Genomic DNA, 11,728 nt, shown 5'->3' with positions numbered 1-11,728 from the left:
ATTACCCCTCTAAGCCTACAAATTCAGCAAATCTCACAAATGCTGCTTGCCCCTTTTGGTCGCGTTTAAAGACTCCTGCATCCTCTAAAACGCGTGCAAAGACTTTACCGACTTCAGCTTTGACTAAATTATCAACATTTTGTTCACTTACTTCTGGATGATCAGCCTTGATCTTTTCAGCCCACTTAGCATGGTAGTCGGCCATTTGGTTGGGCTTTCCTAGTAAGTATTTTTCAACTTCAGTCAGCTCGTCTTTTAGACGTGGTGGTAAGATCGCTAAGCCCATCACTTCGATCAGACCAATGTTTTCTTTTTTAATGTGTTGTACATCTTGATGGGGATGGAAAATACCATCTGGATATTCAGCGGAAGTTTGATTATCCCGTAACACTAGATCTAGTTCAAATTCAGCACCTGACTTACGTGCGATCGGAGTGATCGTGTGGTGTGGTTCGCCATTTGAGCTGGCTAAGACATCCACGCTCTCATCCGAATAAGTGCGCCACTTATCCAAGATCTTACTTGCTAGTTCAACTAGGCGAGCTTGATCTTTAGCTCGTAGTCTGATGACAGACATCGGCCATTTAACGATCCCAGCCTCAACATCGGCAAAGCCCGCAAAATGTAAGGCTTTTTCGATCGGTGCTTTTTGCATCGCAAATTCATGGTTACCACCTTGGTAGTGTTCATGTGTCAAGATCGAACCACCAACGATCGGCAGATCCGCATTGCTCCCAGCAAAGTAGCCTGGGAATCGGTCCACGATCGCTAATAATTGGCTAAATGTCTTGTTTGTGATCGCCATTGGCTCATGTTTGCCATCTAAAAAGATACAATGTTCATTAAAGTATGCATAAGGTGAATATTGAAAGCCCCAGGTCTTGTTACCTAGATCAAAGCGAATGATCCGGTGGTTAGCCCGTGCTGGATAATCGAGCCGCCCTTGATAACCTTCATTTTCAATACATAATTGGCACTTAGGATAACCTGTTTGTTTCATCTTTTTAGCAGCTGCGATCGCTTTAGGATCTTTTTCCGGCTTAGATAAATTGATCGTGATCTCGATATCACCATATTGTGTCGGCACACTATAGGCGATATTTTTAGCGATCGCTTTAGTTTTGATATAATCATTTTGTTTACTCAAAGCATAGAAATCTGCGATCGCCTTTTGTTTATCTGTTTCATATGTTTGCCAGAAACGTTGATTCAAAACGCTCGGTGCTGGCATGATGAAATTCATCAATTCAGCGCCTAAATTATCGCGTTCATTTTGAGTTTCGCCCACTTTACCATTTTTAGCCGCGATGGTTAATAATTCATCTTTCAACGCGATCAAGTCAGTCGTTTCCACTTCTTGTTCAAGCTCGCCTTCACCAACTAGCGCTAAAACTCGATTATACAGGTAAGGCTTATCCATTTCGGTATAGTCACTATTTGCGATAACGCCATCTACAAAGCGTGTCACTACATCTACCTTCATCTCTTATGCCCCCATTTTTTTACAATTTCTTTGTTCCGTCGGCGATCTCAGCAATATAGAATGCTGGTGCATAGCCGATCTTTTCTTCGTAAACTTTACCAACATTTTCCTTAAAGGCTTCCACATCGGCTTTATTTACGATCGCGATCCCACAACCACCAAAACCAGCACCTGTCATCCGGGCACCTAAAACGCCTGGTTGTTGCCAAGCTGTATGAGCTAGCGTATCCAATTCCTTACCCGTTACTTCATAGTCGTGTTCCAATGAAACGTGTGAGGCATTTACTAAACGCCCGAATTTTTCGAGATCTTCTGCTTGTAAAGCTTCACGTGCTTGTAAAGTTCTTTGATTTTCCCAAACTGCATGCCGTGCGCGCTTCAAACGATCTTCATCAGCGATCAAATAACTGTATTCATCAAATGTTTGCTCATCCAAAGCACCTAAGCTCTTAGCAGCTAATTTAGTGTTCAACTCTTCTAACGCAGTCTCACATTCACTGCGACGTTCATTGTACTTAGAATCAGCTAATTCACGGCGTTTATTTGTATTCATGATCACGATCACGTTGTCTTTTAGGTCCAAAGGTACAAGATCATACTTCAAAGTGTTAGTATCTAACAAGATCGCTTTGTTTGCTTGGCCCATACCCACGGCAAATTGATCCATGATCCCTGAATTTACACCGATGAAGTCATTTTCAGTCTTCATCCCGATCTTTACTAGATCGAGGCGTTCAAGGTCGAGATCAAATAAATGTTGGGCAATGACACCCATCAACAATTCCAATGAAGCTGATGATGATAGACCGGAACCATTAGGGATATTACCGTTGACATAGACATCTATCCCGGTATCGATCTTATGTCCAGCTTCTTTTAAGAAATGGATCATGCCCTTAGGATAATTCGTCCATTTATCGGCTTTATCAAAATGTAGGTCAGCTAATGGAACTTCAATGATCCCTTCATCCGCAAAGTTTTCTGAGTAAAAGCGCAATGTTTGATCGTCACGTTTAGCAGCAGCACCATAAGTCCCTAAAGTGATCGCACATGGAAAAACATGGCCTCCATTGTAATCGGTATGTTCACCGATCAAATTGATCCGACCAGGTGAGAAGAATTCTGCATCTGAGGGCCGACCAAAGATCTCTTCAAAGCGTTGTTTTAATTCTGTTTTTTCCATTTTTTATTACCTCTCTTCATTTGTGCAAGCGTTTTATTTACAGTTACAATTATAGAGACAATTTCGGAATTTAGCAACTGTTTTTACTTAAAATTTAGTAAAATAAATCTGTCTCTTTTCCCATTCTTAAAAAAGCTCATTCTGGCCTTTACTAAAATATATACAACTTGTAGGCGTTTTTTTACTAAGCTTATGCTATACTAGATTACATATACTTATACGTAACGATCATGAATGGAGGAAAATATGGCTACGATCAAAGATATCGCAACTAAAGCAGGTGTTTCTGCTGCTACAGTCTCACGCGTTTTAAACTATGACGAAACAATGTCTGTCAGTCCTGATACTCGAAACAGGATATTTAAGATCGCTGAAGAACTAAATTACGTCAAGCACACTCAAAATAAAAAGCAAATAACAGATCGACCTTTAGAGAAACGTTTAGCGATCATTCAATGGTACACCGAACAAGAAGAAGTCCACGATCTTTATTACTACGCGATCCGCTTGGGGATCGAAAAACAAGCTCACAAGCTCGGTTATGAGATCACACGGATCTTCCATAATGATCCTTTGGAAAAAGCGACCCAAGCTAATGGCGTGATCGCGATCGGGAAATACAGTCGCCAAGAAAGCCACGACATTGCTGCTTTAAACTCAAATTTAGTATTTGTCGATAGCAACACTTTGAATTTGGGCTACAATTGTGTCGTTTCTGATTTTGATGGTGCTGTTAAAATGGCTTTAGACCACTTTTTGAACCAAGACCAAACCAAGATCGGACTTTTAGCGGGGGAAGAAAAAACCGCCGATCAAACCGATTCCTTGATCGATCCCCGTTTTAGATCATTTAAAAACTATTTGAGCGATCTAAAACTTTACGATCCGCGTTATGTTTACATCGGAAAATTCTCACCTGAATCAGGTTATCAGATGATGAATCAAGCGATCAAAGAGTTAGGCGAAGACTTACCGCAAGCTTTCTTCATCGCTAACGATGCGATCGCCGTCGGAGCTTTACGCGCATTACAAGAAAATGATATTCCTGTACCCGAGCGTGTCAGCTTGATCTCATTTAATGACACATCTTTAGCTAAATTTGCTTTCCCCGCTCTCAGCAGTATCAAAGTCTTCACCGAACAAATGGGACGTTCAGCGGTGACTTTACTCAGTACCTTAGCTGAACAAGATCAAGAGACACCCGAAATGGTGACCTTGGCAACTAAATTGATCAAGCGTGACAGTAGCTTAAATTAGTTCATACCAAAAAAGACCGTAAAAACGTGGTTGCGTTTTTACGGTCTTTTGTATTATTTTCTATTCATAGATCGGATGAGTGGCTGTCAACTGAGCTACTTTAGCTTTCACATCAGCTAAAACTTCGGCTTCACCTTTTGATTCAAGGACTGCTAAGATCAATTCAGCAACTTGCTTAGCATCGGCTTCATCAAAGCCACGGCTCGTGATTGCTGGCGTACCTAAGCGAATCCCACTCGTCTTAAATGGACTAAGCGTTTCAAATGGGATCGAGTTCTTGTTGACGGTCAAAGAAACACTGTCGAGCAATTGCTCTGCTTCTTTACCATTCAAGCCAAAGCCTAAAACATCAACTAATAACAAATGATTATCTGTCCCACCAGAGATCAGTCGGGCTTTATCATTTTGTGCAAACACTTCTGCCATCGCTTGAGCATTCTTGATAACTTGAGCAGCGTAATCATTAAATTCGGGACGCAATGCCTCACCAAAAGCAACTGCTTTACCCGCGATAACATGTTCTAAAGGACCACCTTGTAAGCCAGGGAAAACAGCACTATTGATCTTCTTAGCCAATTGTTCATCGTTGGTCAAGATCAAACCGCCCCGTGGTCCGCGTAAAGTTTTGTGTGTCGTAGTCGTTACGATATCAGCATACGGCACTGGATTTTGGTGTTTACCCGCTGCAACTAAGCCTGCGATATGCGCCATATCGACCATCAGGTAAGCTCCGACGTCTTTAGCGATCTGACCAAAGCGTTCAAAATCGATCTCACGTGGGTACGCACTGGCACCAGCTACGACCAACTTAGGCTTGACCTCTTTGGCTAAAGCTAAGATCGCATCATAATCTAAGCGTTCTGTCTCCTTATCAACACCGTAGCTGACAAAATTATATGTTTGCCCACTAAAGTTGACGGGCGATCCATGCGTCAAATGACCACCACTAGCAAGATCCATCCCCAAGACCGTATCACCTGGTGCGATCAAGGAACGATATGCGGCTGCATTAGCTTGTGAACCAGAGTGCGGTTGAACATTAGCATATTTAGCTCCAAAAAGTTCTTTTGCACGGTCGATCGCCAAGTCTTCTACAACGTCGATGTACTCACAACCACCGTAATAACGTTTCCCTGGATAACCTTCAGCGTATTTGTTGGTCAAAACACTGCCTTGCGCTGCTAAGACCCCTTCAGAAACGATATTTTCTGAAGCGATCAACTCGATATTTCCTTGTTGGCGTTTCTTTTCTGCTGCAATAGCTGCCCATAATTGTGGATCTTGTTCTTGATAGTTCATCTAAGCGCCCTCTTTTCGTTGGTATAATTTCCTGTATTGTAGCCGAAAATTAAACTTTTTTCAACTAAAATAGTTTACTTATCGACCGCAAAAAACCTCGCCGGGTTACCAGCGAGGTTTTTAGTAAAACTATTTTTCGATCTCGACTGCGACATCTGTATGACTTACTTCTGTCCCAGGCTTGACTTCAACTTCAAATTTTTCAAAGAGATCTGAGTTAGCAAATGTAAACATCACCGTATCATCTAAGCCAGCCTTCTTGATCGCTGGATCCCAGAATTCCATGATCTGTTCACCTTTTGTCACATGTTGTCCTTCATTGACATAAGTTACAAAACCTGTCCCTTTCATCTTAACAGTTCCGATACCAACGTGGATCAAGGCTGGGATCCCATTGTCGGAAACTAAGCCGATCGCATGGCGTGTGACAAAGACTGTCTTGATGACCCCATCAAATGGAGCATAAACTTTACCATCACTAGGAACGATCGCAACACCGGCTCCCATCTTGCCCGAAGCAAAGGTTGGATCAGAGACATCATTTAAAGCTACTACTTTACCAGCTACAGGTACCATGGCTGTCAATTCATCATCTTTGATCAAGACACCGGCTTCGCTACTTTCACTGCTAAATTGATCACCCCAAGTTTTTTCCAACTCAGCCACGATCTGTGCGTGACGTTCTTCGGTCAAAGTGATCTTCTTAGCAAAGATAAACATCCCGATCAACATCATGACTGCTGGGATCGCAAACATCATGATCTTGAAGGTAAATTGATCGCTTGCTGTGATAGAAGAAGCTGTCGCACCCGTAGTCATCCCAGCTAAAACAGCGATCTGACCAACAACACCGTTGGAGATAGCCCCACCGAATTTATCGACTAACGGACGAACGGATAAGGCTAATGATTCATCACGGTGACCTAATTTCCATTGACCATATTCAACTGAGTCAGTGATGATCATCAAAATGATCAAGAAGACGACTGGTTGTGGGATGAAGAACAATTCAGCTGCAAATAAAACTAAAGCCAAATTGCTTCCGGCAACAGAAAAGACTGCTAGACCGATCAACATCATTGTTAAACATCCGATAAATAATGGCTTACGGCTGAACTTCTTCGCTAAGAATGGGAAGAAAGCGACCGAGAAAAGCCCGACGATCATATTGATGAATGAAAGGATCGAGAAGCCTTTAGAAAAGCCCATGATATACGTGAAGTAATACAATTCAAGCGCATTTACCAAGTTGATCCCGATACCATAGAAGAGATAAGCGATCGCTACCCATAACAATTGGTCATTTTTGACTAACATCTTTAAGACAGCGCCGATACCAGCTGTATCTTCTTCGTTTTTCCGGAGATCATTTTCAACTTCGCGGGTCCCAAAACCAACAGCCAACGCACTAAGAAAGGCGGTAGCACAGACGATAAAGGCAAACCAGAACCAACCACGATCATCACCAGTCCCACCATTACTTTGAAGTGAGAAGAATAACACCAATGGCATTACGACGACCCCGACTAAAGAACCACCGATCGTTGAACCGATACGAGCTAACGTTGCGATCTTTTCACGTTCCCGTGAATCAAAGGAAAGCGCTGGTAGCATCGACCAAAAACCGATATCCTTAAAGGAATAAAAGATGTCCATCGTGATATACAATACGGCAAAGATAAAGAGGTATAACCAAGGGTTTGATTTATTCAAGCCCCCCATATTAGTAAATAAGATCAAAAGTGCGATCGAACTGATCGTCCCACCAACTACGACCCAAGGACGAAAATGTCCCCAACGCGTTTTTGTTCGATCAATCGCATTTCCGATAAAAGGATCGATCAATAACTCAACGATCCGCAAGATCATGATGATCAAAGTCACATAACTGATCAAACGGTTATTAGTTGCTTTATCACCTGTATTAAAAAGGTGTGAGGTAATGAACATGATCAAATAACTTGATAAGGCAGCATAAAATACGTCATTACCAAAAGCGCCAAAAGTATATGATAAACGTGAAGTAAATTTACTTACAGGGCGTTCTTTTGTTTCCATCATAATTCTCCTAACTATAATTACTATTTCTTTTACAACTCTAATATTAACCGCTTTCAAAAGATAAATCAAGGATTATTTACTAAAAATTACTTAAATTCATATTTGAAGTCGTATCACTTGACTTTTAACACTGCACTCTATCCATAACCTATCAGACATTTTAGTAATTTAATTTTCCCTAAAAAGTAATATTTTTACTAAATATAACTTGAATATCTAAATGTAATCGTTTACGATAGAGATGTAGCAAGAACTTAAAAATTACTATCTATCCAAGGAGGAAGCCTACTGATGCATGTAACAAAACCAAAATTATCTTGGCTTGAAGACCCAACTGTCTTTGCCGTAAATCGTTTAGCCGCTCATTCCGACCACGAGTTTTACAGTGCTAAAACAGGTAAAAATTCACTAAACCAAAGTCTAAATGGAACTTGGCGCGTTCATCTCGAACCTGATATCGCTAGTCAAAAACTTGATTTTATCAAACCAGATTTTGACTTTGGCCGTTTTGACTACATTCAAGTTCCCGGTCATTTGCAAACACAAGGATTTGATGGTTATAAATATGTTAATACCCAATATCCATGGGATGGTCACGAAGAACTCCGGCCCCCTAAATTACCTAAGAAAAATAAGATCGCATCTTATATCAAGACCTTTGAATTAGATCATGCGCTAAAAGATAAGCCCGTTCATATTTCATTTCAAGGGGTCGCGACTGCCTTTTATGTTTGGTTGAACGGCCACTTTATCGGCTATAGTGAAGATTCCTTTACTCCAAGTGACTTTGATCTGACACCATATTTAGTTGAAGGTCAAAACCACTTAGCCGTTGAAGTCTTCAAATACAGCAGTGCTAGCTGGATCGAAGACCAAGATTTCTGGCGCTTGAACGGAATCTTCCGGGATGTCTTCTTGTATGCTTTGCCTAAAGCTCATCTAGCTGATATCCATGTTACCGCAAACTTAGATGATGATTACGAGACCGGCATTTTTGAACTAAAAGCAACTGTAACTGGGCAAACTGACGATAACTTTTTACATGCGCGCCTCTTAGATCCCGATAAGCGCGTTGCTTTTGAGACCAAAGTACCTTTGACCCAAACGATCAATTTAGGCCAAGAATTGAGTCAAGTAGCGCCTTGGAGTGCTGAACTTCCAAATCTATATACACTCGAATTGACTTTAGAAGATAAAGACGGAGCTGTTTTCGAATTTGTTCCGGAAAAAGTCGGCTTTAGACGCTTCGAGATCCAAGATGGGCTAATGTTGCTAAATGGTAAACGTATCCTCTTTAAAGGGGTCAACCGCCACGAATTTGATCCTAAACTCGGCCGGGCGATCACCAAAGAAGATATGCTATGGGATATCAAATTTATGAAGCGCCATAACATTAACGCCGTGCGGACATCGCACTACCCTAACCAAACGCTTTGGTATCGTTTATGTGATGAATATGGGATCTATTTGATCGATGAAGCTAACCTTGAATCCCACGGTTCTTGGCAAAAACTTGGTGCCTGCGAACCATCGTGGAACATCCCTGGCAACCTCCCAGAATGGGAACCGACCTGTATCGATCGTGCAAACAGCATGTTTGAACGTGATAAAAACCACCCTAGCGTGCTCATCTGGTCGTTAGGTAATGAATCTTATGCTGGAACAGATATTGCAGCCATGGGCGATTATTTACGTCACAAAGATCCAACCCGTGTCGTTCATTACGAAGGTGTGACTTGGAACCGCGAATTTGACTACATTACAGATATCGAAAGTCGAATGTACGCTAAACCACATGAGATCGAAGAATATCTCCAAAACGAGCCTAAAAAGCCATATATCTCATGTGAATACATGCATGCGATGGGGAACTCAGTCGGTGGCTTAGACCTCTACACTAAACTCGAAAAATATCCACACTATCAAGGTGGCTTTATTTGGGATTACATTGACCAAGCGATCTATCAAAAATTAGGTGATACGACGCGCTTAGCTTATGGGGGCGATTTTAACGACCGCCCAAGTGATTATGAATTCTGTGGCGATGGGTTAGTCTTTGCTGACCGGATGATCTCACCTAAAGCCCAGGAAGTCAAGCATCTATACGCTGACATTAAGATCGAACCCGATGAAACGGGTGTCACCTTGACTAATGATGGCTTGTTCACTAATAGCGTCGATAGCTACTTTACTGCTCGAGTCTTACAAGACGGCAAAGTTATTTTTGAAAAAGACTATCAATTGATCGTCTTACCGCAAGAAAGCAAGCACTTTGACCTTGAGCTTCCACTACCCGAAACAGGTGAGATCATCTATGAAGTTCAACAACATTTAGCCAAGGATACAGCTTGGGCTAAAGCTGGCTTTGAGATCAACTTTGGACAAACAGTGATCCGCCAAGCTTTACCTAAATTTAAAGCTCAGGGTACACCTAAAGTCGCTATGGGTGATGTCAATATCGGGATCTCGGGTAAGAACTTCGAAGTGCTCTTATCTAAAGACAAAGGTGGTTTAGTCTCACTTAAATACAGTGGCCAAGAATTTATCATGCGAACGCCACAACTATTATTCTGGCGTCCAATGACTGATAATGACCGTGGCTGTGGTCATGGCTTTGAACGTGCAATGTGGTTAGGTGCTGGCAAATTTGCCAAGGTCGTTGATCTTCAAGTCACACCTAAAGAACACGCCGTTGAAGTAAGCTACACCTATGAACTGCCATTACCAAAGCAAGTCACTGTTCAGGTCACATATTTGGTCGATGGGACAGGTAAAGTCAACGTCAATGCCAAATATCCAGGGCATCCCGACTTGCCATCCTTACCGACATTTGGGCTTGAATTCAAGTTACCTGCTAAGTACGACAACATGACTTACTATGGTCGCGGTCCAGCCGAAAATTATCTCGACCGTAAACTAGGAGCTCGCTTAGGAACATTTACTACGACTGCAAAAGATAGTGTCGCTCCTTATTTAGTTCCACAAGAGACCGGTAACCACTGTGATGTCCGTGCCTTAGCACTTACGGATGACAAAGACCTTGGCTTAACGATCAGCGCTGATAAACACGCATTTTCAGCTAGCCTTTTACCGTATAGCACGATGATGCTTGAAGAAGCGCTCCATCAAGATGAATTACCACCAATGCGCTTTGCTTGGTTACGTCTCATGGCTGACCAAATGGGTGTCGGCGGGGATGATTCTTGGGGCGCACCAGTTCACGAAGCTTACTGGCTCAAAGCTGATAAACCACTGGAACTTAATTTTACACTCGAACCTTTAAATTAAAAGTTTAATTTTTAGATAGGTACTTTGCGTTGGCAAGGTGCCTATTTTTTTATGCTATAACACCTAACAAATACTAAAAAAACGCCAGAATGCACTTGCATCCTGACGTTTCTTTAGGCTCTCACACGCTCGGTTTAATCCTTACCGAGTTGGGCTACGTGATTTTTGATATATTGGACTGAGCGTGCCAATTGTTCTTCTTCTTTAGCATTCAACTTGAGCTCAACTACTTCTTCGACCCCATCAGCTCCGATGATCGCTGGATAACCGATGTATGTCCCTAGAGATTCAACATATACTGAAGCCGGAGCAAACAATTTAGCGTTAGACATGACTGCTTGCGCTAAACGCACCCCGCAAGTTGCGATCGCATAAGAAGTATAACCCTTACCGCTTGCCACGGTCCAAGCCCCTTCAGATGGTTTACTATCCAAAGCTTCGATCTCAGCTTGACTCAAGATCTCCGTGATCAGCTTATTATTAGCCCGAACCGTTGACCAAGCGTTGAATTGGGAATTACCATGTTCACCTAGAACATAGCCATCGATATTACGACTGTCTTGATGCAAGTAGTCACCCACTACATGTTGCATCCGCGCGGTATCCAAGAAAGTCCCCGTTCCAAAGACACGGTTGCGAGGTAAACCAGTCTCTTGTTGCAAGATCGTCGTGATCGCATCACATGGGTTGGAAATATTGATCAAGACCCCATTAAAACCAGCTTCTTTTAACTTACGCCCTACTTCGACCGCATTTTTGCTGTTGATCTCAAATTCGGCAAAACGATTACCGGTTCTGACACTGGCTTGAATATCACCAAAGGCAGTGATCACAACATCGGCATCCTTTAGATCAGCATAATCTTGGATCTTGATCTCGGTGTGATATGGCATCCGTGGCATTGCATCTTCAAAGTCCAACTTTTCAGCCAAGACTTTTTTATCATTGGCATCGATCATCACAAGTTCATCAGCGATCCCTTGAGAAACGATCGTATAAGCCACAGTTACACCAACATTACCAATTCCGATAACACCTAATTTTCTCATTTAAAATTCCTCCCCACTGATGCTCAGGCATCAATTTAGTTTGTTTCATAATACTCCGTTTTACTAAAACTCGCAAGTAAAGTCTACTAAAAAAGGATGTCACACAGA

7 protein-coding genes are annotated in these 11,728 nt (G+C 42.1%); 2 read left to right on the top strand and 5 right to left on the bottom strand.

Annotation, left to right across the window (positions count from 1 at the left end; genetic code table 11):
* Window position 1: 1 nt before the first annotated feature.
* On the bottom strand, window positions 2-1,483 hold the full coding sequence (gene galT, locus GSR62_RS02950; RefSeq protein ID WP_066023783.1) for a UDP-glucose--hexose-1-phosphate uridylyltransferase: 1,482 nt from the start codon (window positions 1,481-1,483) through the stop codon (window positions 2-4).
* Window positions 1,484-1,502: 19 nt separating this feature from the next.
* A complete protein-coding gene (locus GSR62_RS02945) occupies window positions 1,503-2,666 on the bottom strand; it encodes a galactokinase (protein ID WP_066023782.1) in 1,164 nt (387 codons plus the stop codon).
* A gap of 246 nt (window positions 2,667-2,912) precedes the next feature.
* Between GSR62_RS02945 and GSR62_RS02940 the strand changes: the two genes are divergently transcribed.
* The gene (locus GSR62_RS02940; protein ID WP_066023781.1) at window positions 2,913-3,923 is read left to right on the top strand and encodes a LacI family DNA-binding transcriptional regulator; all 1,011 of its coding nucleotides are present in this window, start codon (window positions 2,913-2,915) and stop codon (window positions 3,921-3,923) included.
* A 60-nt stretch (window positions 3,924-3,983) separates the two neighbouring features.
* Here GSR62_RS02940 and glyA read toward each other — a convergent pair whose 3' ends face one another.
* Window positions 3,984-5,222: a serine hydroxymethyltransferase gene (gene glyA / locus GSR62_RS02935; protein WP_010688580.1), complete on the bottom strand. Its 1,239-nt coding sequence runs from the start codon at window positions 5,220-5,222 to the stop codon at window positions 3,984-3,986.
* A 129-nt stretch (window positions 5,223-5,351) separates the two neighbouring features.
* A complete protein-coding gene (locus GSR62_RS02930; RefSeq protein ID WP_010688579.1) occupies window positions 5,352-7,280 on the bottom strand; it encodes a sugar MFS transporter in 1,929 nt (642 codons plus the stop codon).
* A gap of 294 nt (window positions 7,281-7,574) precedes the next feature.
* Here GSR62_RS02930 and lacZ point away from each other — a divergent pair, with 294 nt between their 5' ends.
* Window positions 7,575-10,571, top strand: coding sequence for a beta-galactosidase, LacZ type (gene lacZ, locus GSR62_RS02925; RefSeq protein WP_066023780.1), 2,997 nt, complete (start codon window positions 7,575-7,577; stop codon window positions 10,569-10,571).
* A gap of 134 nt (window positions 10,572-10,705) precedes the next feature.
* On the opposite strand, the gene GSR62_RS02920 is transcribed toward lacZ, so the two are convergent.
* Window positions 10,706-11,620 carry an L-lactate dehydrogenase gene (locus tag GSR62_RS02920; protein ID WP_066023779.1) on the bottom strand — a complete coding sequence of 305 codons (915 nt, stop codon included), beginning with the start codon at window positions 11,618-11,620 and terminating at the stop codon, window positions 10,706-10,708.
* Window positions 11,621-11,728: the final 108 nt, after the last annotated feature.

This window comes from Ligilactobacillus animalis (genome assembly GCF_009933595.1).
GTDB classification, from domain to species: domain Bacteria; phylum Bacillota; class Bacilli; order Lactobacillales; family Lactobacillaceae; genus Ligilactobacillus; species Ligilactobacillus animalis.
Note: the sequence above shows the minus strand (reverse complement) of the source record. Positions and strands in the feature narration are given on the sequence as shown.

Coding starts and splice junctions, on each gene's coding strand:
- galT (WP_066023783.1), bottom strand. CDS start 1,483: ATGAAGGTAGATGTAGTGACACGCTTTGTAGATGGCGTTATCGCAAAT.
- GSR62_RS02945 (WP_066023782.1), bottom strand. CDS start 2,666: ATGGAAAAAACAGAATTAAAACAACGCTTTGAAGAGATCTTTGGTCGG.
- GSR62_RS02940 (WP_066023781.1), top strand. CDS start 2,913: ATGGCTACGATCAAAGATATCGCAACTAAAGCAGGTGTTTCTGCTGCT.
- glyA (WP_010688580.1), bottom strand. CDS start 5,222: ATGAACTATCAAGAACAAGATCCACAATTATGGGCAGCTATTGCAGCA.
- GSR62_RS02930 (WP_010688579.1), bottom strand. CDS start 7,280: ATGGAAACAAAAGAACGCCCTGTAAGTAAATTTACTTCACGTTTATCA.
- lacZ (WP_066023780.1), top strand. CDS start 7,575: ATGCATGTAACAAAACCAAAATTATCTTGGCTTGAAGACCCAACTGTC.
- GSR62_RS02920 (WP_066023779.1), bottom strand. CDS start 11,620: ATGAGAAAATTAGGTGTTATCGGAATTGGTAATGTTGGTGTAACTGTG.